This is a genomic window from Leifsonia sp. NPDC056665 (genome assembly GCF_042791795.1).
Lineage (GTDB): Bacteria > Actinomycetota > Actinomycetes > Actinomycetales > Microbacteriaceae > Leifsonia.
This window is the reverse complement of sequence record NZ_JBHTXK010000001.1, coordinates 187,631-210,156: the sequence shown is the minus strand read 5'-3', so window position 1 is coordinate 210,156 and position 22,526 is coordinate 187,631. Positions and strand designations below refer to the sequence as shown.

General features: G+C 63.9%; 17 protein-coding genes. 8 read left to right on the top strand and 9 right to left on the bottom strand.

Annotation, left to right across the window (positions count from 1 at the left end):
- Nucleotides 1-405: 405 nt before the first annotated feature.
- Entirely contained in the window at nucleotides 406-1,242 is an 837-nt protein-coding gene (locus ACFQ9V_RS00885) for an alpha/beta hydrolase (protein WP_382457301.1), read from the bottom strand.
- Nucleotides 1,243-1,586: 344 nt separating this feature from the next.
- Between ACFQ9V_RS00885 and ACFQ9V_RS00880 the strand changes: the two genes are divergently transcribed.
- Nucleotides 1,587-2,192, top strand: a complete 606-nt coding sequence (locus tag ACFQ9V_RS00880; protein ID WP_382457300.1) for a TetR/AcrR family transcriptional regulator — start codon at nucleotides 1,587-1,589, stop codon at nucleotides 2,190-2,192.
- 36 nt (nucleotides 2,193-2,228) lie between these two features.
- Complete coding sequence (locus tag ACFQ9V_RS00875; RefSeq protein WP_382457299.1) at nucleotides 2,229-3,902, top strand: MDR family MFS transporter; 1,674 nt, start codon at nucleotides 2,229-2,231, stop codon at nucleotides 3,900-3,902.
- A gap of 343 nt (nucleotides 3,903-4,245) precedes the next feature.
- Here the strand turns inward: ACFQ9V_RS00875 and ACFQ9V_RS00870 are convergent, their stop codons facing one another.
- A complete protein-coding gene (locus ACFQ9V_RS00870; RefSeq protein WP_382457298.1) occupies nucleotides 4,246-4,971 on the bottom strand; it encodes an NADPH-dependent F420 reductase in 726 nt (241 codons plus the stop codon).
- 203 nt (nucleotides 4,972-5,174) lie between these two features.
- Here ACFQ9V_RS00870 and ACFQ9V_RS00865 point away from each other — a divergent pair, with 203 nt between their 5' ends.
- Complete coding sequence (locus tag ACFQ9V_RS00865) at nucleotides 5,175-6,503, top strand: glycoside hydrolase family 32 protein (protein ID WP_382457297.1); 1,329 nt, start codon at nucleotides 5,175-5,177, stop codon at nucleotides 6,501-6,503.
- A gap of 651 nt (nucleotides 6,504-7,154) precedes the next feature.
- Nucleotides 7,155-7,292: a hypothetical protein gene (locus ACFQ9V_RS00860; RefSeq protein WP_382457296.1), complete on the top strand. Its 138-nt coding sequence runs from the start codon at nucleotides 7,155-7,157 to the stop codon at nucleotides 7,290-7,292.
- Nucleotides 7,293-7,631: 339 nt separating this feature from the next.
- Here ACFQ9V_RS00860 and ACFQ9V_RS00855 read toward each other — a convergent pair whose 3' ends face one another.
- From ACFQ9V_RS00855 to ACFQ9V_RS00845, 3 genes are all read right to left on the bottom strand, one after another.
- Entirely contained in the window at nucleotides 7,632-8,219 is a 588-nt protein-coding gene (locus tag ACFQ9V_RS00855) for a TetR/AcrR family transcriptional regulator (RefSeq protein ID WP_382457295.1), read from the bottom strand.
- A gap of 93 nt (nucleotides 8,220-8,312) precedes the next feature.
- Nucleotides 8,313-10,745 (bottom strand): beta-glucosidase, encoded by a 2,433-nt coding sequence (locus ACFQ9V_RS00850; RefSeq protein WP_382457294.1) that lies wholly within the window; start codon nucleotides 10,743-10,745, stop codon nucleotides 8,313-8,315.
- Nucleotides 10,746-10,773: 28 nt separating this feature from the next.
- Nucleotides 10,774-13,452 carry a family 78 glycoside hydrolase catalytic domain gene (locus tag ACFQ9V_RS00845; RefSeq protein ID WP_382457293.1) on the bottom strand — a complete coding sequence of 893 codons (2,679 nt, stop codon included), beginning with the start codon at nucleotides 13,450-13,452 and terminating at the stop codon, nucleotides 10,774-10,776.
- 292 nt (nucleotides 13,453-13,744) lie between these two features.
- Here ACFQ9V_RS00845 and ACFQ9V_RS00840 point away from each other — a divergent pair, with 292 nt between their 5' ends.
- The 4 genes from ACFQ9V_RS00840 to ACFQ9V_RS00825 all read left to right on the top strand — a co-directional run bounded on the left by ACFQ9V_RS00840 (nucleotide 13,745) and on the right by ACFQ9V_RS00825 (nucleotide 18,363).
- A complete protein-coding gene (locus ACFQ9V_RS00840) occupies nucleotides 13,745-15,055 on the top strand; it encodes an MFS transporter (RefSeq protein ID WP_382457292.1) in 1,311 nt (436 codons plus the stop codon).
- Nucleotides 15,056-15,122: 67 nt separating this feature from the next.
- The gene (locus ACFQ9V_RS00835; protein WP_382457291.1) at nucleotides 15,123-16,055 is read left to right on the top strand and encodes an alpha/beta hydrolase fold domain-containing protein; all 933 of its coding nucleotides are present in this window, start codon (nucleotides 15,123-15,125) and stop codon (nucleotides 16,053-16,055) included.
- Nucleotides 16,048-17,055: an alpha/beta hydrolase gene (locus ACFQ9V_RS00830; RefSeq protein WP_382457290.1), complete on the top strand. Its 1,008-nt coding sequence runs from the start codon at nucleotides 16,048-16,050 to the stop codon at nucleotides 17,053-17,055. The genes ACFQ9V_RS00835 and ACFQ9V_RS00830 overlap by 8 nt, the downstream gene beginning before the upstream one ends.
- A gap of 18 nt (nucleotides 17,056-17,073) precedes the next feature.
- On the top strand, nucleotides 17,074-18,363 hold the full coding sequence (locus ACFQ9V_RS00825) for a glycoside hydrolase family 1 protein (protein ID WP_382457289.1): 1,290 nt from the start codon (nucleotides 17,074-17,076) through the stop codon (nucleotides 18,361-18,363).
- 435 nt (nucleotides 18,364-18,798) lie between these two features.
- On the opposite strand, the gene ACFQ9V_RS00820 is transcribed toward ACFQ9V_RS00825, so the two are convergent.
- The 4 genes from ACFQ9V_RS00820 to ACFQ9V_RS00805 all read right to left on the bottom strand — a co-directional run bounded on the left by ACFQ9V_RS00820 (nucleotide 18,799) and on the right by ACFQ9V_RS00805 (nucleotide 22,388).
- Nucleotides 18,799-19,419 carry a GDSL-type esterase/lipase family protein gene (locus tag ACFQ9V_RS00820; RefSeq protein ID WP_382457288.1) on the bottom strand — a complete coding sequence of 207 codons (621 nt, stop codon included), beginning with the start codon at nucleotides 19,417-19,419 and terminating at the stop codon, nucleotides 18,799-18,801.
- Nucleotides 19,420-19,427: 8 nt separating this feature from the next.
- Nucleotides 19,428-20,876: an NAD-dependent epimerase/dehydratase family protein gene (locus tag ACFQ9V_RS00815; RefSeq protein ID WP_382457287.1), complete on the bottom strand. Its 1,449-nt coding sequence runs from the start codon at nucleotides 20,874-20,876 to the stop codon at nucleotides 19,428-19,430.
- 339 nt (nucleotides 20,877-21,215) lie between these two features.
- Nucleotides 21,216-21,605: a nuclear transport factor 2 family protein gene (locus ACFQ9V_RS00810; protein ID WP_382457286.1), complete on the bottom strand. Its 390-nt coding sequence runs from the start codon at nucleotides 21,603-21,605 to the stop codon at nucleotides 21,216-21,218.
- The gene (locus ACFQ9V_RS00805) at nucleotides 21,606-22,388 is read right to left on the bottom strand and encodes an SDR family NAD(P)-dependent oxidoreductase (RefSeq protein ID WP_382457285.1); all 783 of its coding nucleotides are present in this window, start codon (nucleotides 22,386-22,388) and stop codon (nucleotides 21,606-21,608) included. It abuts the gene before it with no gap.
- Between the last annotated feature and the right edge of the window lie 138 nt (nucleotides 22,389-22,526).

Sequence of the window (22,526 nt, the reverse complement as noted above, 5' to 3'; positions counted from 1 at the left end):
GATTGCGGAGGCTGCCACCTGGTCCTCGGCGACCGTCGACCAACTCCGAAGTGGGCGACGCCAAATCGTGGGACGTGGCTTGTGCCTGGATCCTAGTTTCGGCCCTGGCGGGTTTTGGAAGTGTTCGAAGGAAGGCCGGGGAGGGTTTCGACTTCGGTACAGCTGAGCCGTCGGCTGTGAGGTCGTGTGCCGATCAGGTACAGCGGTCCGGGAACCGTGCGGAACGGCGACCCAGCCGACCCCGTCAAAGGCCTGCGTGCAGGCCAGGCGAGGAGAAACCGTCGCAGCGTGAACGCCGTGCGCGGTTTTCGAACGGACAGCCTTTTGAACCGGTATTCGACAAGTGTCCTGAGTTTTTGATCAGCGCGCCGGATCTCCAGGACGCCCATGGTCGTGAGTGGCTACTCAGGCCCTGCGGTGCCCGTGAATGAACCGCCTGATCTCCTCTTGCAGTTGCAGGTCTTCCGGTGTCCCACCGCTGAAGCCAGCGTGCGGCATCGCCTCGAACACCACTAGGTCCGCTAGCACTCCTGCATCACGTAGCTTGCAATGCATGCGCACAGTGGTGGAGAGGAAGATATCGCGCGTGCCGGAGGACAGCAACGTGGGCGGGAAGCCTGAGACGTCGCCGAATAGCGGGGAGAGGTACGGATGTGTGAGATCCTGCCCGGCGGCATAAAGCTGGTTGACGTGTTTCAGGCTTGCAAGCGCTCGGTCGGCGTCAGCGAGGGTCTGGAAGGTGTCACCGGACTCTGTCAGGTCGAGCTCGGGGGTTCCGAGGTAGAGCGCAGCTGGCATCGGAAGCCCCTCGTCCTTGGCCAGCAACAGTGTCGCCGCTGCGATGTTGCCACCGGCCGAGACGCCGGAGACGAAGATGTCCTCAGGGTCCTTGGTCGCGACTAGATGCCGATAGACGGCAACGCTGTCGTCGAGCCCGGCAGGGAACGGGTGGATCGGCGGCATTCTGTAGTCAACGCTCCACACTTCCATACCCATCGACAAAGCGCTTAGAGCGCCGATCCGTCGACAAACCTCGCCTCCCATGTTGATGAGCCCGCCCGGATGGAGGCTCAGGTAGATCGGGCCGCCTTCAACAACGTCGGGAGCGCGGTGAACGTAGACCGTGGCACCCTCGATTTCGAGAACTTCCTCGTCGACACTCTCAGGAACCGACGGAATGAATGCCAGGGACGCGTCATCGCCTGCCTTGATGTATTCAAGCCAACTGGTGGTATCGCTCACCGGCGGATAGGTCGGCCGAGTCACTGGTGCAGCGAGAATCGCTTGTGCCTCGAGGCTCACACTGGTCGGAACAGGGAAGGGCGTCGTTGCGGAGTCCGTCACTTCGTCAGACTCTCACGCGGGGCACTTGCTGTGCAACATGTGTTGTATTGAGGTCTCGTGAAGGAGGGTCGTTTCGCCGAGGCGACGTGGGTCGTCATCGAAATTGGCAAGACTCGGTTCCCGTAGCTGCATTGACCTAGCTGGTCCTTCACCGGCGTCGGCCGGCGGAAATGGGCGTCAGTATCGTCCGCGCAAGAATACTCACATTGCACTTTCAGCTCAGCAGTGCAAACTTGCACTCTATGACCTCAGGTGCAATCTCTACCCGGGAGCGGCGCAAAGCCGAGACAGCCCAGGGACTCAAGGACGCGGCCCGCCGGCTCACCATCGAGCACGGCCTCACCGGCTTCACGATCGAGGAGCTGTGCGACGAGGTTGGCGTCTCGCGGCGCACCTTCTTCAATTACTTTGCGTCCAAGGAGAATGCGGTCATCGGCGTCTCGGTCGACCTCGACGAGTCCGGCGCGGCCGAGCGGTTCGCGGCGGCAGGCGCCCGCGGCATCCCGCGCCTCGTCGACGACCTGATCGCGCTGCACCTCGAGCGCTGGTCGTTCGGCGGTATCACGGCGGCGGAGGTCGCGCAGCTTATCCAGGCGTTCGAGCGCGAGCCGCGGCTGATCGGGCACATGCTCCAGCTCGCGGGGCAGGGCGAGCGCGGCGACATCGAGCTCGTCGAGCGCCGGGAGGGCCTCCCGGTCGGTGACCTCCGGGCGGCGGCCGCCGTGCAGCTCGTCGGCGCGGTCATGCGCACGAGCATGGAGCAGTACTTCAAGCACGACGCCGACTCCAGCGACGACTTCCCGACTATCGTGCAGGGCCGTCTCGCGGCCGTCCGCGAACTCTTCTAGTCAGCACCCGACAACCCCCAGGAAGGAACGGACACCATGACTACCGCTACCGCCGCCCCGCCAGCTCCGATGCTGCTCACCAAGCGCCGCATCTGGATCATCTTCAGCGCCCTGATCGCCGGGATGCTGCTCTCCAGCCTCGACCAGACCATCGTCTCCACGGCCATGCCGACCATCGTCGGCGACCTGGGCGGCGTCTCGCACCAGGTCTGGATCACCACCGCGTACATCCTCGCTACCACGATCGTGATGCCGGTCTACGGCAAGCTCGGCGATGTGCTCGGGAGGCGGTGGCTGTTCATCGGCGCCATTGCGATCTTCACGGCGGCCTCCGTCGGCTGCGCTTTCGCCGGCGACTTCTGGACGTTCGTGGTGTTCCGCGCGCTGCAGGGTCTCGGCGGCGGCGGGCTGATGATCCTGTCGCAGGCGATCATCGCCGACATCGTGCCCGCCAACGAGCGCGGCAAGTACCTCGGCCCGCTCGGCGCGATCTTCGGCCTCTCGGCCGTCGCCGGCCCGCTGCTCGGCGGGTTCTTCGTCGACCACCTCACCTGGCAGTGGGCGTTCTACATCAACATCCCGGTCGGGATCGCCGCGCTCGTCATCGCGATCTTCGCGCTGACGCTGCCGACCAAGAAGGCGACGCAGCCGATCGACATCCTCGGCATCGTGTTCCTCTCGATCGCGACGACCTGCCTGGTCTTCTTCGCCGACTTCGGCGGCGACAAGGCCTACGGTTGGGGGTCGCTCGCGACCTGGGCGTGGGGCGTCGGGATGCTGGCGGCGGCGGTCGCGTTCGTGATTGCGGAGGCGAAGGCGAAGGACCCGATCGTCCCGCTGAGCCTGTTCAGGAACCCGATCTTCATCAACGCGACCGCGATCGGGCTCGCGCTCGGCATCGGCATGTTCGCGGCGATCGGCTTCGTGCCGACCTTCCTGCAGATGTCGTCGGGCACCTCCGCCGCGGCCTCCGGCCTGCTGATGATCCCGATGATGGTCGGCCTGATCGGCACGTCCATCCTGTCGGGCGCCCTGATCACCCGCACCGGTCGGTACAAGCTGTTCCCCATCGTCGGCACGATCCTCACCGGTATCGCGATGGTGTGCATGACGACGCTCGCGGCCTCCACCGCGATCTGGCTGATCTGCGTGTACCTGTTCGTGTTCGGCGCCGGCCTCGGCCTGATCATGCAGGTCGTCGTGCTGGTCGTGCAGAACGCCGTGCCTGCAGCCCAGCTCGGCACCGCGACGTCCACGAACAACTACTTCCGCGAGGTGGGCGCCGCTCTAGGTACCGCGGTGTTCGGGACGCTGTTCACTGCGCGCCTCACCGACAACCTGGCGGCGGTGTTCACGAAGGCGGGTGCCTCGGCGTCCGACGCGGTGGGCGCGACATCCACGCTGAGCCCGGAGGCGCTGAACAAGCTCCCGGAGGCCATCCACACGGGCGTCGTGAACGCCTACGCGGACGCGCTCGCGCCGGTGTTCTGGTATCTGCTGCCGTTCATCGCGGTCGCGTTCCTGCTGGCTCTGTTCCTCAAGCAGATCCCGCTGTCGGACCAGTCGGGCTTGGTGGCCCGCGGCGAGGCGATCGGCGGCGAGGAGGCCGAGCGCCTGGAGGCCGAGCAGCGCGGAAAGGCTCCTCGCAAAGCCGCCGCCCCAGACCTCGACGTCGACACGTTCCGCGACGCGGACCCGGTCGGACGATGAGGAAACCCGCGGGAGACGGGCGACACCCCGCCTCCCGCGGGTGCGAGCGTCCACAGCACCTGAAGGACTCGCGCAGGGTCGGCCTCGCAAAAGACGCAGTATCTGCTCAGTGACTCGAGCCGGCCAGCCAACTGGCCGCGCGCCTCTTAGCGCACGATTGAGAGCCGGTTGGGCTACGCGAAAAGGTGCCCGATTCTCTGATCAGATATTGAAGATCTTCGTCGCGGGCTCTTGTGACGATCGGCCAAGTTCTCGAACGCCTCCGGCACGGGCCGTAGAGGAAGGGCTGCCGGCATCGACCTCGGCCTGCGGCCCTCACCAGCCAGGACTGACTTGCGCGTGATTACGACTGGACGGGATTCGTCCGTTCCGCGTCGGCGAGTAGCGATCGCAGCAGCGACCTGGACACAGGAACAGGCCTCGCCCCGATAAGACGCTCGTAGAAATTCTCAGCCTCGCCTTCGAAGCTCATGTATGGCTCAACGTAAGCAGGGGAACCTGGCTCAATTCGCCAGCTCTCGCTCAGATCGCCAATATATTCGGGATCGAACCCGATCTTCTCCATGAAGGCGCCAACTGTTCCGACTCCCTCCTCGGTATCTCCCGCCACGGGAAGGGCTGTTCGCTCAGGGTGGCCGTCGGGGCGCGCAAGTGCGCTAAGCCGGAGAAAGTCGATGTTGTTGAATGCCTTTACTACGACCGATTCGCTGAGGTGGCTCTGAACGAGCGCGGTCGCAGTGGTCTCACCTGAGTCAAGCGCTGGCATCTGCCCATCCCGTGATGCGAAGTAATTCATTGCGTCCACCACGACTTTGCCCGAGAGTGCTGAGGGGGGCAGGCTCGCATACTTGCCGAAGGGGATGGCAACTACGACGAGGTCGGACTCTTGACCGACCGCCGTGATGTCCGCGGCGGAAGCGCGAGACCCGAGTTCTTCGACGATGGGGGTCAATGATTCGGGACCTCTGGAGTTCGCTAGGAGGACGTCAGCCCCCGCAGCGACACAGAGCCTGGCCAGATTCGAGCCAAGGTATCCGACGCCGACGATTCCCACGCGAGTCGTTGTCATCGAGCGCTCCAAGAAAGCGTAAGCCTACCGATCGGCCCCTCTGCAACAGTTGTCACTTAGTCATCATCTCACAGCTCGACTCTGAAACCTTCGCTGAGCGGAATAGCAATGCGACAGGTGTTGTATAGTCTGGTTGGCGAATGGATGCTACCGATCCGACAAATCGGCTCGATGTCCTTCGTTCACTTGTTCAAGGAGGAACGATGTCCGAAATTCTCGAGCCGGTGGCGATTCCGAGCGCGGGCGCGCGAGCGGCCAATAGTCATCTTCCGGCACCGAAACAACTGAGCGAGCTCCTGAGGCCGAAGCTGCATTTCACGCCACGGGCAGGATGGATCAACGATCCGCACGGAGTGACCTTCCATGAAGGTGCGTATCACGCGTTTTACCAGTACGTGCCCGAGAAGACTGTTTGGTCGGTCGAATGCCACTGGGGGCACGCGGTTGGGCGTGATCTGCTCAGCCTCACCGAGGTCGAGCCGGCGGTTTTCCCCGGAGACGGGGATGACGGTATCTGGAGCGGGTCGCTGGTTGTGGCCGACGGTCAAGCGACGATCTTCTATACCACTGCCACCGCACCTGACTTCTCGCAGGCTCGGATACGGAGCGCCCAGCCCGCTGACGAAGACTGGATGCAGTGGCAGAAGGGCCCCGTCCTTGTGGAGGCGCCTCGGTCGCTCGACTTGGTCGGCTTCCGTGATCCGTACGTCCACCGCGACACAGACGGATGGAGGATGGTAGTAGGGGCCGGAAGGAGTGATGGGACCGCGATGGCCATCTCGTATACGTCGGCGGACTTGGCGAGCTGGGAGTACGACGGCATCGTTCTGGAGCGGTCAGGCAACGAGAAAGATCCGGTCTGGACGGGCGCTCTGTGGGAATGCCCCCAAGTTTTCGAAGTCGACGGCCGCGCGGTAATCCTCACGTCCGCTTGGCAGGACAACCGCCCCTTCCACGTCGTGTACGCGATTGGGAGCTATCAATCAGGGGTGTTCGAGCCGGAAACTTGGGGACGGCTCACGTATGGCGACAGCTACTACGCCCCGACGTTCTTCCTCGACGCCGCAGCACGGCCCTGCGTGACCTTCTGGTTGCGCGAGAACCAGGAGCCGGAAGAGGGGTGGGCCGGAGCTCACAGTGTGCCGTTCGTGCTTTCCCTTGAGAACGACCGACTGGTCGCCGCGCCGCATCCGGATGTCGCGGCGCACCGAAGTGAGTCGACTCCTAGCGGGATGCTGCCCGAGTTCGCAGCGGATGTACTGTGGGACGTCGACGACGATGACGAACTTGTCGTTACCTCTGGGACCGAGCAGATCATCTCGCTCGTCCGGAAGAGAGGGGAGGTACAAGTGACTGTCGGCAGTAATGTCAGGGTGGTGCCTGCCGCAGGGCCGATTCGCGTGATTCTCGATGGTCCGATCGTCGAGATGGCAAGTTCGGCTGGGTTGTTCTCCACGCGCATTTACCCGAATGGTCAGCCAACGCGAGTGCAGACGCGGAGCGAACAAGCGGTGGTGTACCCGCTCGTGTGATGTCCCCAGCGGCTGCAACGGCCGACGCGCCTCTTCTCTGGTGTGAGCGCTAGCTTCCGTTGCGTACACGAACGGCCGATTGGACGTCATCCCGACACGCCCGCGTGAACGTGCCGCGACGACCCGGACTCCGGCGTGTGGAAAACGGACTCCGTAAGAACTTCACTGAAGCCCACCGCTCGGGCCCGGGGTGCCGCCGGTACGAATCTGCCTGCGCTCGTGACCGGCCAAACCGAGCCGCTTACAGGCGAGACGCGAGCGTGACTCAACCACCTTCTATTCCCAAGTGGTGCGTGCTCCGATCAAGAACGCCTCTGCTGCCTCGACGGCTAGCGTCGATATCCATACGGCAGCGGAGCTGGACTCCATGTCGATTTGAGCTCTGCCGATGGAAGTCGTCATCAAACGAGTCATCGCGCGATGTAGCAGGCAGGACGTCGCAGCTGAGACCGCCCGCCGCCACGATGACGGGCCGCCCGTACCGGCGCCGGTACCGCGGACGATCGCGAAGCGATTCAGCTTGAGCGAGGTGCTAGTGGCCGATTCACCGGTAGTCACCCCCGTCTCCGTTACGCGCAGCGTGGTCGCGCCGTCGTCTTCCTCCGCGTCGGCGGATACGTGCACCCCGTCTCGACTGCGCAATGGAACGCCGTGACGCAGTGCGCGATTGCTGCCGAGATCGACGCGGTCGTCCCGCTCTACGAGGTCGCCTCCTTTGGAGACGCCACCCGCGCACCGGCATTCGTGGCGAAGGTCCTCGCCGAGACGATCGCCCAGCGAGGTGCATAGGAGATCTCCTGCTGGCTCAAACGCTGGACGCCTACCGTCGCCTGCGACGGGCAGGCAACAGCGGCCGCTTCACCTACGCCCCCGATGCGATTCACGCCGTGAGGTTCAGCCCGCGGCCACCCCGGAAGCGAGACGAGTACACGACGAGTTCGTCCGCATCCTGCGATCCTGATCACAAAGAAGGTACGCGTGCAGGCCAATCCTGCAACAGACCCAGGGCACCGCCGCCCTCGACTGCGTGGGCCGATCACGGCCTGGACCCTTTCGTCGTTGGCGGCGCCTGCCATTCACCTTCGTGGCGAAGGTGACACTCCAGTTGCGCCGCGTGCGCAGCAATTCCTAAGCCACGATGCGGTGGAGACGCTGGTCAGAGATGTCGAGGATGCGCGCGGCCAACTCCTCGGCTGAAATTGACGGCTTGTCGGTCGAGAGCCAGTGAACGCAAGCGCCGAGGATACCCCCTGACGCGAACGACGCTCTGAACGCCACCTCTTCTTCGGACAGGGTCGGATCTAGCTTATGGAGCTCAAATGCCACCCCGATTGCGGAGCGTTCCAGCAGCGCGTGAAGCGTTTTGGCGCTGCCGTTGGGACCGAGCGCCCATCGATAGAGCGCCCAGTTCTCCTCAACATGCTTCAGATAGATCACAAAGATAGCGGTCGACTCGTCTAGCTGACTCCCGCTGCCGGTCGAGGTCGCCTCCCATTGACGGTTCGCCTGATCGGCGAGGTCTCCCAAGGCGTCCGCGATGAGGTCGTCCATGGTCGCGAAATGCCGATAGAAGGTCGCCCGGTCGATCCCAGTCCGCTCGCAGATCGCGGAAACAGTGAGCGTTTCGGGGTCCTCGTGAGCAAGCTCGAGGAACGCCGCACGCAATTTGAGGCGCGAGCGAACATATCGCGGATCGGTGTTCTCAATCTGACTCATCGCGGACATCTCGCTTCTTTTGTGCATGCCACCCTATGTCGGCACGCGATCAACGCTACTGCAACGAACGCTGAATAGGGTGGCATGCCGATCTCACCGCCGCGTGATCGTGGGAAACAACGGTCGACTCTTCGACCAGTCCGCCGCCGTGCCGATGACCTCGATGATTTCCCGCAGCCGAATGTCCTCGGAGGTCGACCCCACGCTGAGTTCGAGCTCGCCCGGGTCGAAGATGAACTCGCCGTCGCGGCCGAGGTAAGCCAACTGTCCGGTCGAGAATGAGAATTCGACGGTCGCCGATTCACCCGCGGCCAGCTCGAGTCGATAGAAGCCGACCAGTTCCTGCACCGGCCGCGTTACAAGCTCGGCTCGGTGCGAGGCATAGAACTGGACGATCTCCGTGCCATCGCGGTCGCCCACGTTGGTGATGGTCACACTTGCGGCGATTGAATCGCTCGTGCTGATCAGGTGGTCGGCAACGACCAGATCCGAGTACTCGAACTGGGTGTAGCTGAGTCCGTGTCCGAACGGGAAGAGCGGAGTGGAAGGCATGTCGGTGTACGCCTTATGTGCGTCCGTGGCCGTACGCCGGTACCCGGTTCCGAGGTGCTGCCCGTGGTGGAGCGGAACCTGACCCGAGTGTCGCGGCAGACTCAACGGCAGCTTGCCAGATGGGTTCACGTCACCGAAGAGGACTTCTGCGACTGCCTGCATTCCCGCCTGACCGCCGTAGAAGGGGTAGACAAGGGTTGGTAGCACTTCGGCGAGCTCGCCCAGCGCGAACGGGCGGCCCGTGAAGACGACGCCGACGGTAGGTGTGCCGGTCGCTGCGATCGCCCGCGCGAGTTGGACCTGAATCGCTGGCAGATCGATATTGGCCCGGTCGCTTCCTTCGCCTTCTGTCACTCGAGACCCGAACCAACCGGGCCGGCCCCCGAGTGCCAGGATCACGACGTCGGCTCGCCGGGCAGCCGCCGCGGCAGCGTCGATGTCCGCCGGCTCGTCGTCGAGGATCCCGCAGCCGGCCGTGACTGTGATCTCCGCGTCAGGGCTGACGACTCTGAGTGCGTCGGTCAACGACATGGCGCCGTAGGTCTTTCGCGCGAACGTGTCGAGTCCGTCGGCGAGGATCGGTCCGAGCTGTGCGCCGAGCGCTGCCATTGTGTCGGGGTTGAGGGCTGCCTCGCCGGAATCCTCCGCGCCGGCCATGTTGGACTGCTCGCCGGCAGCAGCGCCTGCCATCATGGCGAGGGCTGCGAAGTAGGTGTAGCCGGGGAAACTGACGTCGATCGTTTCGGCGTGCGGGCCGACGACGACGATCCGCTGCTTTGTCTTCGCGAGCGGGAGGACGCTCCTGTCGTCGCGCAGGAGCGTGACCGACTCACGTGCCAGCTGCGCTGCGAGCTCGCCACCTTCGGTCGCAACCGCGTTGATCACTTCAGGATCTTCGGAGACGAACGGGTTGTCGAACAGGCCGAGCGCGAACTTGTCGCGGAGCACGCGAAGCACGGACCGGTCAACGAGCTCTTCGGATACAAGGCCCTCGCGGACCGCCTCGACGAGGGTGGGGCCGTACGCCTTGGTGTCCGGCAGCTCGACGTCGAGGCCTGCTTCGAGCGCGAGTCGTCCGGCGTCCTTCAGGTCCTTGGCGACGCCCTGTCGGTCGGCGAGGTTGGCGATGGTGCCATAGTCGGAGACCACTGTGCCCTCGAAGCCCAGGTCGTCACGCAACAGTTGCTCCAGGATGCCGCGGTTCGCGCCGACCGGAATGCCGTCGACGGTGGAGTAAGAGTTCATGATCGAGCCCAGCTCCGCTTCGCGGATTGCTGCTTCGAACGGGCGCGCATACACCTCGCGCAATTCCCGGCCCCCGACAGTGGTCGCCGCCATGTGCTGGCCGCCGTCCGTCATTCCGAAGCCGAGGAAGTGCTTGCCGGTGGCCAGGGCGCCCGTGGTCAGGTCGTCTCCTTGGAGGCCACGCGTGTATGCCACGGAGAAGGCTGAGACCAGGTACGGGTCCTCGCCATAGGACTCGTGGACGCGGCCCCAACGAGGATCGCGGGCAACGTCCATGACGGGGGAGAGCGCCTGCGCATGCCCCACGGCGCGCATCTGCTTGGCGAGAATCTGTGCCATCTGCTCGACACCGGCCGGGTTCCACGTCGCCGCAAGCCCCAGCGCTGTGGGGAAGGTGGTGAATCCCCGCGCCACGAGACCATTCAGCGCCTCGAGGTGGATGATCGCGGGGATGCCCAGCCTGGTGTTCTCCACCAGGTAGCGCTGGATGGTGTTCGCCGTGCGAGCAAGCTCCAGAGGAGGAAGATGGCTCATCATCGAGAACATGCTGATCTGGCCGATCCCGCCGGCCAGCTCGTTCTGGAGCTGTTCCGGGGTCGGTCCGGCCACATTCAGCAGGCCGAACGGCATGATCGCTGTTAGCTGCTGAGCCTTCTCTTCGAGGGTCATCTGGGCGAGGAGTTCGGTCGCCCGCTCAAGTGCGGTGGCGGTCGTCGGGGTGGAAGTCATCGGCGGTTCCTCTTCGTCGATAGGTCTGTCAGATGGAAATGGTGTCGGAGACGCGCGAAGCGCGGAGTTTGTGGGTTCCAGGACCCACGTCAACGCGCTGATCGCCCCAGACGAGGGTCGCGCTGCTGCCACCGGGGACCTCGACGCGCAGCGCGCCGTCCTCGTCGCCAAGTTCCCAGGCGATGTCGATGCGACCCTGCGGGCTGTCGAAGTAGCCCGATGCCCAGGTCATTCCTTCCGGGATGACGGGCTGGACGGTGAACGACTCCCATGCGATCGAGTCCTCGTTGGCCTGCAGGCCGAGGATGTGCGAGTGGAGATAGCGGATCACTGCGCCTTTGCTGTAGTGATTCAGGGAGGCGTGAGCGTTGCCATTGCGGTCCACGCCTTCCCATTCCTCCCAGATGGTCGTCGCGCCGCGGTCGATCATGCCGAGCCACGACGGCGAGGTGCGCTGCTGAAGCAACTGGTGGGCAAGGTCGGCGTGACCATTGTCGGCGAGAACCGGAAGTAGATCGGCGGTGGAAAGGAATCCGGTGCCGAGGTGCACGTCGGCCGCTTCGATCAGCTCGACAAGCCGCTCTACCGCTTGCGTCTTGACGTGCTCGGGCACCAGGTCGAACGCGAGCGCGCGGACGTAGCTGGCCTGCTTGTCATCCGGTGTGCGACCGTCACTGTTAATGAATTCGAGTTGCCACGCGTTGCGGATCTTCTCGGCAAGATCGCGGTAATGGGCGGCGTCATCATCGCGGCCAAGGATCTGCGCGGCCTTGGCAAGGACCGAGACCGACCGGAAGAGGTACGCGGTGCCGACCTCGCCCTTGTCCGCCATCGCCCAGGCGATGGGGTCCGGCATGGTGGAGCCAGGAGTGCCGTCCTCGGCGATCGGCGTCGGCTCGAGCCACTCGCCGAAGTGGAAGGTCCCGTCCCAGACGTACTTCTCGTGGGGCTGCGGCTCAGCGGAGCGCGCGACGCGAGAAGGATGGCGGTTTTCCGCTGCAGCCTTCAGCGCGAATGCGACCCATCGGGTCATGGCTTCCCAGCTCTCGGCGAGTACCGCGGTGTCGCCGTACGCCTTGTAGAGCTCCCAGGGGACGATGGTGATCGCATCGCCCCAACCTGCGGATCCGGTGGCGAAATCGACGCCCGGGTCCGGGATCGTGCGCAGTCGTGAGTTGTCGGGGGAGATGTTTACGATGCGACCATCGTCCATCTGATCGTCACGCACAGACTGAAGCCATTTCCTGCTGAAACCATCGACGTCGTACAGCCGAACTGCGGTGGGAAGGAAGATCTGATAATCGCCAGTCCAGCCGGCGCGCTCCCTTGTCGGGCAGTCAGTCGGGATGTCGACAGCGTTGCCGCGGAAGCTCCACTTGGCCACGTCCCAGAGCCGGTTCAGGGCGGTATCGCTGCTGGCAAATCCGCCCACCTCACGTAGGTCACTGTGAAGGACCTGCATCTTGATGTCTGCTTCGTTGAGCTTCAGGCCCTCGCGGTGGATCTGGGCGTACTGGAAGCCGTGCACTGTGTGATGCGGTTCGAACCGAGAGCTGCTTCCATCGGATATCACGGAGTCCTGCTGGATGAACTCGACGAATTCACCGTCGGGTGCGTTGGTGCCGAGGTGCTTTAAGGTCAGCTTTCCATCCTGGCCAACGTGCTCGCCGAATTCGAGGGTCGTCTTAGAGCCTGCCTCACCGAGGGACGCCAACGAAACGCGTCCAGAAGCGTTCTGACCGAAATCGACAACGATGTCGTCGTCTCCGACTTGGGCAATCGACACCGGCTTCAGCTCGGCGACCACGCGCACAGGCGGGGCGGGAGACCAGCTGATCGAAGGCGGGAGCTCAGACGACGGTACGGCCAGGCCGAGCTGCCGCGGGGGAGTGAGGAAGTCGTTGACCTGCCCGTCCATCAGATCGGCCTGCCGAACAGGGCTCTCGAACACCGACCAACCCGTGCTGGTGCGTGCGACCACGCTTGTCACTCCATCAGCGTCCAGATGAAGCTCCGCCCGGATGGCCGTTTCGGTGCCCCACAGGGCCTCTTTGCGGAAGGCGCCGGCGCGACCGCGGAACCAACCGTCCGATAGTCGGATGGTGAGGGTGTTTTCTCCGCGAAGCGCATCTGTCACGTCGATGGCCTGGGCGTAGAGAGTTCGGTCATAAGACTGTGTACCAGGGGCGAGCTCCGTAGTCCCGACGCGCACCCCGTTGACGAATGCCTCGTACACGCCGAGAGCTGCAACGTAAAGGCGAGCACGGACGGCGTGGCCTTCCAGCTCGAAGCGGGTGGAGAAGTCGAAGGCCGGGCGGTTACCGACCGATGCCTCAGCCCCACCGGGTGCCGAGATCCACTGCCCGCTCCAGTCCGCCTCGAACAGACCGGCCTCAAAATAGGCCGTCTCCGACCATGGGCTCATCCCGCCAGAGTGACGCACTCGGACCCGCCATCTCACCGGTTCGGTGCTGGCCAAGGCTCGCCACGGCCAGGTGATGAAGCGATGCTGGGCACCTTTGCTCGCGTAGGAGAGCGCCTCATCACCAATTGTCGCCTCCAGCTCGAAGCCGAGTTGCTCCCGGACGTACTGCGGCACCTTCCACGACAGCTCAGGGCGTGCCTCGGAGACGGGGAAGGTGTCTCCGCCGGTCTCGACCACCAGGTCATAGGGAGCGGCTTGGTTCGTGCGAGCGACGTCGTTCATTGAAGTCTCCTGTTTCAGGCCCAGCGGCTTGGGGCGCTCTAAGAGCGGCCGTTTCTCGGAGGCTGCCAGCGCCGGACGCCGAACGGCTCACCCTCGAACCCACCTAAGTTTCACGTTCGCTCGAACTGTACAACAGGTGCAGCATAGATTGCTGGAGGTACACCGAGAATGCAGCAGCCGTCGCATTGCGACTGTGCAACGATCGTTGTATAGTTCTCAACTAGCGCGCACCAGAGCGCTCAATGACGCAGCCGACAACGACTGTCGAGACCTGTTCGAGGAGGAACAACCCGTGTCAGAAGTAATCCGCCCGGTCGCCGGCGCAGCCCTCCCGGAGGAGCCCGTGGTGGAACACGAGCTTCCCGCTCCCACGAAGCTGCGTGCGCGCGTCGTCGTCGCCCTGGCCATCAGCCAATTCGGTTCGGCTATCCCCGCTGTCTCAATGGTCCTTGTCTCGTGGCCGTACACCATCGGCGCCCTAGACGCTGCGAACAAGGCGTTCTTCCTGAGCCTGCTGACCGGTCTATTCGCGGTCGTGGGAATTGTCGTGGCGCCAGTGGCCGGTGTGCTCAGTGACCGCTGCACCTCCCGGTTGGGAATGCGCAGGCCGTTCCTACTCGTCGGCGCCGCGATTGGCGTAGTCGCGATGGGGGTCATGGGTCTCGCGCCCAACATTCTTGTTCTGATCCTCGGTGCAATGCTCTACGCGGTTGGTACAGGAATCTACACTGGCGGCAACTCGCCGCTGGTTCCAGATCAGATCCCCGAGAAGCACCGCGGGCGCGTGATGGGTCTGATCCAGGTGATGCTGGTCCTGGCTGGGCTGATCGCCGCGATCATCCTGCCCCAGTACCTCGGGCACCAGTTCATCGTGTTCGCTATCCCCGGCGCCGCCTTCGGCATCGCCGCGCTGATCACGGTGTTCATGATCAAGGACCGTCACCAGACCAAAGCGGAGGTGGGCGGACGCCTCTCGGTCGTCGGCATCTTTGCCCAGTTCAAGGTGAACCCTCGAACGATCCCCGACTACTCCTGGGCCTGGATCGGGAAGGCGATCACCACGCTCGGCACCGTCCTGACGACCGTATACGGCTTCTACTACATCACCGATCACCTCAAAGTCACGCCCGCTCAGCTTCCGGCCGTCGTGTCGCTCACCGGCATCGTCGGTCTGGCCACCGCGATTCTCGGTGCGGCGCTCGGATCGTGGATCAGTGACAAGTTCCGCATCCGCAAGAAGATGGTGCTCTACACCTCAACGATGATCCTGATCGGCGCTGTCATCGCTGCCTTCGCCCCGAGCGTGAGCGTGTACATCGTTGCGCTCGTGATCATGGGCCTTGGGACCGGCGCCTACTTCCCCGTCGATGGTGCCGTCATGATCGACGTCCTCCCCGGTGAGGGCCGCGAGACGGGCAAGTATATGGGTCTCATGACGCTTGCCGACCAGGCTCCTCGATCCCTTGGCCCGTTCCTGGCCGCAGGCGTGCTTGCACTCGGAAACCTGATCCCCAACGGCGGTTACCCAGCCGTGTTCATCACCGGTGGCATCATCGCCGTCATCGGAGCGCTGCTGATCCGCAAGGTCAAGGGCAGCGTCTGACAAGCAGCGCGCGGTCGGACCCGGCGCGATCCGGCCGCGCGCTTCCACCCTGCGCCGAAGGAAAGCCATGCCTCTCGACCCCTACCTCGCCAGCAAGCTTCACTTGATGGAGAACATGAACTTCCATCAGATGGACGAGGACATGATCGCCCGGATGACCGAGTTCTACCAGGACTCCGAGCCGTGGCGGCTGCCAGCATCCCTCGACATCGTCGACGCGAGCATCCCCGGCCCTCATGGCCCGGTTCCGTATCGTCGCTACGTCCCAGAGAGCCCCACCGGGACCGCGCTCGTGTGGGCCCACGGCGGCGGGTTCGCCACCGGCGACCTGGACATGCTCGAGGCCCACCTTGTCGCAGCCGAACTTGCCGTGCGCGCCCAGGCCATCGTATTCAGCGTCGACTACCGGCTCGCTCAAAACGATGTCCGATACCCGGTCCCTGTCGACGATGTGCACGCCGTCCTCATCGCCGCACTACAGGGCGAAGTGGAGACTCCGAAGCCGCTGAGCAAAGTGGCGATCGGCGGCGCCAGCGCCGGCGCAGCCCTTGCCCTCGCCGCGGCGCTGCGGGCCAAGAGTGACGGAGCGCCCGCGGTATCGGCGATCCTCCTGGCGTACCCGCTGGCCCATTTCCCGTCTCCCGGTCTTAGCACTGAGATCAGTGCCGAGCTTGCGGTACTGCCGGAGTCGTTGCGGATACCTGCCGGCAATGTCGAGTGGATGGTCCAGAATTACCTCGGCCGCATTACGTGCGTTCCCGCGGATGCGATTCCCGGCGCGGCTCAGCTCGCTGGTCTTCCCCCCGTTTCGGTCGTGGCCGCCGAATACGACGACCTCCGCGCTTCGGCTGAATTGCTCGATCGTCAGCTTGAAGCGAGCGCCGTGCCCGTGAGATTTTATCTGGCGGCGGGGATGGTGCACGGGTATCTGAACCGGTCTACGAGTTTGTCCGAAGTCGTGAAGTCGTTGGATTTCTTCGCGGAGGCGCTCAATGGTTGAACGGCTCGTCGGACCCAAGCCGGCACTCGATCCGGAGCTTGCGGGGCCGCTGCGTGCGATGCGAGAGGCGATTCCCGGCGGCATTCCGTCGCTCAGCGCGGAAATCCTTCAGATGGTCCGCGGCGGATTCCCTGGCATACCTGCGCCCGCGCAAGAACACTTCAGCCGCAACGGGCGATTCACCGTGGAGGAAGTTGTCGTCCCAGCGGGAGGCGGCCAACCTGACGTGCCGCTGCTCATCTGCCGTCCAGGCGGGGGCCCCGTTCGAGGGCTAATCTACTACATCCACGGCGGCGGGATGGTGCTCGGCAGCAACGTTAACGGCGTCGACGAGATGCTCGACTATGCCGACAGTCTTCACCTGGTGGTGGTGTCGGTTGACTACCGTCTCGCACCGGAGAACCGGCATCCCGCGCCTGTCAGCGATTGCTACGCGGGCCTTACCTGGGTTGAGACACACGCCGTTGAGGTCGGCGCTCCCGCGTCTCCGCTGATCATCGCCGGGGAGAGCGCAGGGGGTGGCCTGGCCGCCGGAACCGCGCTCATCGCTCGGGACCGGGGAAACCCTCGACTCGCCGGCCTGCTCCTCATCGCTCCGATGCTTGATCATCGCAGCGACACGCCCTCAATACATCTCCTCCGCGATGGCGGGATGTGGGATCGGGAGTCGAACATTTTCGGCTGGTCCGCTCTGTTGGGCGACACACCTCAAGACGACGTCTCCCCGTACGCGTCCGCGGCACTCGCGACTGACCTGTCTGCCATGCCCACCACCTACATCGATGTCGGGGGTGCCGACGCGTTCCGTGACGAAGCCTTGACCTATGCGAGTCGGCTCAGTGAGGCCGGCAACCTCGTCGACCTCCATCTGTGGGGCGGCGCATACCACGGCTTCGACGGCATCGCCCCAGACGCAACCGTGTCCAAGACCGCCCGAGCAACCCGCCATGCCTGGCTTTCGCGCGTGATCAACCAGGCCGAGAAGTTCACCAACGAGTAAGAACCGCAAGGAGCCACCATGCCCACCTTCCCCGATAATTTCCTCTGGGGCGCCGCGACCGCCGGCCACCAGATCGAAGGCAACAACCTCAATTCGGACATTTGGGCGATGGAGCACGTTTCCAACGCCCCGTTCGCTGAGCCTTCCGGCGACGCATGCGACAGCTACCACCGCTACGAGGAGGACATCCAACTTCTCGCGAACTCCGGCCTGGACAGCTACCGGTTCAGCATCGAATGGTCTCGCATCGAACCGGAGCGCGGCCAGTTCTCCCGCGCAGAGCTCGAGCACTATCGCCGCGTCATCCTCGCCTGCCGTCAGCGTGAGGTCACTCCGATCGTGACACTGAACCACTTCACCGTCCCGGCGTGGTTCTCCCGCGATGGGGCCTGGGGTCAGGAAGGCGCTGCCGAGCTCTTCGAGCGCTTCACGCGGTATGTCGTCGGCGAGCTTCACGCGCTGGTGGACTGGTGGATCACCTTCAACGAACCGAACGCGGGAGCCTTGCTGCTCTCGACAGGGGCACTCCCGCTCGGTGCATCGGCGGACGATCTCGCCGCCGCACAGGCGGTGCTGATGGAGCAGTTCGCTGCCCGGGTCGGCGGAGTTCCCGGTGTGGCCTCGATGGCTATCCCTGTCCTTGCGCCGCATGCGGTCGAGAACGTCTTCGCGGCGCATCGATTCGCTCGCGCCGCGATCAAGGAAATCGCTCCCGCTGCAAAGGTCGGCTGGTCGATCGCAGTGCACGACTTCCAGGCCGAATCCGGCGGCGAAGCACAGCGCGAGGCCATCCTCGCGCAGGCGATCCACCCGTTCTGGGCCGCGGCGCGCGAAGACGACTTCATCGGCGTGCAGACCTACACCCGCGAGGTGTACGGCCCCGAAGGCCGGATCTACGCCCCGGAGACTCCTGACACCATGCTTACCGGGTGGGAGTTCTACCCGCCCGCACTGCCGCACACCGTCGCCCAGGCGCACGCCTATACCGGTGTTCCCGTGCTGGTCACCGAGAACGGCGTGGCCACCTCCGACGACGAAGCGCGGATCCGCTACACCCGCGAAGCCCTACTGGGATTGGCAGAGCTGATCGCCGACGGCGTACCCGTTCTCGGCTACATGCACTGGTCACTCATCGACAACTGGGAGTGGCACTCGGGGTTTGCGATGACGTTTGGCCTCATCGCTTTCGACGCGCGCACGTTTGAGCGGACCGCGAAGCCGAGCCTGGGCTGGCTAGGACGGGTCGCCGTCACCAACGGGGACAGCCTGGACGACGAGCTCGTTCCAGCCTTCGCCGGCCAGGACTGAAAGCCACCCGTGCAGAAGAGGCGGGACACGGCTCTCGCTTCTCCTGTACGGCGACTCTTCTGAAGGAGCGGTCATGTTCGACCTCAACCGCTCTCCTCGACGATGATCCTGTGTATCGGGTGCTCGGCGCCGCGTGTATCACCCCGACCCCCACTGCTCCGGCCGGCGCAGCTCAGCCTGATGGGCCAGCCTTTGGCCTGTGTTCCTGGGGTGACGGCGCTGCTCAGGGACGCTCGAGCGAGGTGCCACTGAGGGAACGCGCGTCCGGAGATCCGTAGAAGGCTCGTTCAGCTCCAGATGTCGGCAGTGTCATCACGCAAAGCTCGACCCAGATGAGCCCAAGGCCGGCCCAGGCCGTTGGGGACAGACTCTCACCGACGACTGCGACCGCGAGCACGGCCGCCACCGCCGGCTCGCAGAGCGGAGGGCTGCTGTCTATGTCGAAGGACCGTTGGTCGCGCTCAACGCCTCAGCAAGCGCGGGTCGTAGTACCTTGAGCCAGCGCTGGTAGCCGGCGCCGGTTAGATGGATCCGGTCACGGGTGAACTCCGGACGCAGCTGATCGTGAGTGCCTCGGAGCTGAGACCAGGCGTCCACATAGTGCATCCCTGCAGCAGCCGCCATCTCGGAGATCCGAACGTTGAGCTCTCGGACTCGGCCCGCCATCAACCGATCGCGAGGCAAGATACTGTTCAGCAGCACTGGCGCATCGGGGAGCGCGTGACGTATGGCCGCGACCAGCTCCTCGTAGTGTTCGACGATGTCGGCGACCTTGCGTGAACGTCCGAATCCGGTGAGATCGTTAGTGCCAACCAGCACAGAGACGGCTCTCGCGCCGGGAAGCGTTCGGGGCACTCGGGCGGTGACCTCTTCGACTGTTTCGCCTCCTACTCCGCGGTTCAGCAAACGCAGCTCAGGAAACCATTCGTCCCATAACCCATGCTCGGTAATGCTGTCGCCGAGAAAAATGACATGGTCAGCTGGTGCTTCCCCAACCTCAAACCGCGAACGCCGCATCTCCTGAGCCGGGCGCATGGTCCGGCCGATCAGCCTCATGATTCCCATCAGAGTGCGTCAACCCGGGACGCGTTCGCGAACTCGATCTGCGCGAGAAGTTGGTTCTTCTCTGCCTGGCGTTTGTAGTTCTTCGAATCGCGCACGCACTCCGGGCACCAATGTCCTGCGCTTAGTACCAGACGTGGACTGCCATTGAAGGTGTGGCCATATTGGCAGTCCCAGTGAAGGGACGTTGCCACATCGCCCGTGCGCACATCCTTCGAAAGCAGCCTGCCGCCTCGGAAGTCTGCGGCTGCTCGGTAGTCGTCCGCGGCCCAGGATGTTCTCGGCTTCGATTCGTCGAAGCCGAGATCGAGTTCCAGGGGCGTTCGGCTCGGTCGTGGTGGCCAGAAGGTGCTCCAGTCTCCGATCTCGTGCCACTGCTCGTGCGAGCCGAAGAAGGCGTTGATGCCGTCTTCGTCGTGATCGCGGAGGTAGGCCATCGTGCCGCGGGGCTTACGGGTGAGGGGTTCGATGACAAGCTTCTTGATCAGCGCGGCCGGGACTCGGCCGGCCATCTTGAGGCCCGGGTTGGCGCGAATTGCGCGGTCAAGCGCGCCTTCGAAGGTGTCCCTACGAAACGGGACCAGTTGCTCGAGTCTGTCGGAGTCGGTGTACCACATGCCATGGAAGTTGCGGGTGGCAAACCAGTTGCGGTCGTACCCCTTGCGGACGTCCTTGACGCCGAGCGCACCGGTCATCCGGATCTGAAGATCCCAGTTCGTCAGACGCCAGCTCTCGCCTCCGCCGATGTTGTAGACCTCGTTCCAGAACTCCTCTGGAACTTCCGGCTCGCAGATGCTCACCATCAGGCGCGCTGCATCTTCTACCGAGACCCACTCCATGACGCCCTCGAACGGAGAGTGCGTCATGATCGGGTCTCGGATCTCCAGCACTCCCGGGTGGAAGATGCCCGTCTGGCGCAACCACGCCCAGCGTGGCAGACCCGAGTCGACGAGCTCCTTCTCAGCGATGACCTTGCTCTGCCCGTACTCGTCGAAGACTGAGACTCGGAGCGGATCACCGACACGGCCCCAGTGATTCGGCGGGTTGCGGTCACCGGACTCGGCAATCGTTCCGATCCCGACAACGCTGATCTTTGACGGATCGGGCTGCGACTTGACCGCGCGAACGATGTTGCGGATGCTGCCCACGTTCACACGCATCGCGAGACCGGGGTTATCGTCGGTCGCCGGCGAGACGGCGGCCCCGACGTGCAGGATGTAGTCGGCGCCGCGCACGCAGCGCTCCACGGCGGCGTAGTCCGTCAGATCGCCGAACACCACCTCCAGATTCGACATGTCCTCGTACCGGCGGATCGCCGCGACGTCCCGAGGGTTCGGTAGCACCAGCGCAACTACGTCGAACCGGTCGGATCGATCCCGGAACTCATCGAGGATCCGCGTCCCCCAACTGCCGGCTGCTCCGGTCAAGAACACGCGTGCGCGATCAGTCATCTTGTGCTTCCTCTCCGCGGACCCTTTGCCGCAGCCGAGGATCATCATGGCTTCGCGAGGCGTTCTATGCAACACACGACGCATATCGTCCGACGATTTGGAGCAAGTCAGAAGGTTGGCGCTCTCGTAGCTGGAGGCCCTAGACGCCGGTCGCGGAGCTATCTTTCGTCCGCAAGCACCTGTTCCATGCCGAGAGTGAAGACTCTTGGGCTCAGTTCCAGCTGGCTGTCGCCGAGTGCGTAACCGCAAATTGTATGAACGGGTCGACCGAACATACGGAAGAAGGGCCGGACGAATCGCCGGGCCCTTCTTCCGTGAGATTGCCGGCTGCCTAGTACTTCATGCTCGGGCGGCGATACCCGTCATTACGATGTCCTCATTTGACCAAACTGCTCGCATGCTTGTGATCAGGCCGTCCTGGCTGAATGTCATCACATCGATCGGTTCGACCACAATCGTCAGGGCGTCGCTCGTGGTTGTGACACGGAAGTGGAAGGCAGCGGTGTTCGCCGCGACTCGAAGTGTTAGCAACTCGATTGTTCTGCGATCGGCACGTAGGGAGTCGTAGAAGGCCGCAATATCCTCAGCACCGCGACGCACCAAGGAGCCAGCCGGGTCTTCCACTGTGGCGTTTGGCGAGAAAAGGCTCGCAATCTGCGCTCCTGTTCCTTGCGCGGCCAGTCCGAGGTACTTCTCGACGGTTGCCCGTATGACATCAGACTTGCTCATTCAGACCTCGGGAGATCCAGGAAGCCCTGAATGGTAGTGGCCGGAGCTCCATCCGCCGTCGACCGCGATTTCGGCCCCTGTCATGTAGCTCGCGTCGTCGCAGGCGACGAATGCAGTCACGCGGGCGATTTCGGCTGGTTCGCCAATGCGACGCAATGGGACTCGGGCGTAGCCGGCGTTCACTTCCTCCTCGCCAGCGCCGGTTGGGTTGCCCATTGGTGTATTGACCCCGCCGGGATGGATGGACACAACGCGGATGGCCGGCCCGAGCTCGAGTGCTTGCGCCTTTGTGACACCGCGCACAGCCCACTTGCTGGCGACGTAGGGACTCATGCCGTTGACTCCGCGTAGGCCGTCCAAGGATGAGATGTTAATGATGACGCCGGCTCCAGCTTCCCTCATCGCAGGGGCCAGGGTCTTCACCCCGAGCATGCCACCCAAGATGTTGATGGAGAACAGCCGCATAACCTTGTCTGCTTCGATTTGATCGACGCCCACGAAGTATCCGACGGCGGCGTTATTGACGAGCACATCTATCCGTCCAAACTTGTCGAGTGTGCGCCCACGCACGTCGCGCCAGTCATCCTCGCTACTGACATCCAGCGGAACGAAGATGGCTCGGTCCTCGCCGAGCTCGTGCTCCAGCGCCCGCCCTGCCTCGTGGGCGACATCTGCGAGAACTACCCTCGCTCCTTGCGAGACGAACTCGCGCGCGGTGGCGGCGCCCATACCCTGCGCGGCGCCCGTGATGACAGCTACCTTGTTCTCCAGTCTTCCCGTCATGAGGGCGCCACTTCCAACCTAACGGGCCGCCGGAAGTTCGGCTTATCAGGCTTCCTCACTTGATTTCCTCCGTGTCGTCTCTCATCCCGGGTGTCGACGTCTCTTTCGGCTGGGCAAGACCCCGTCGTCGTACTTGAC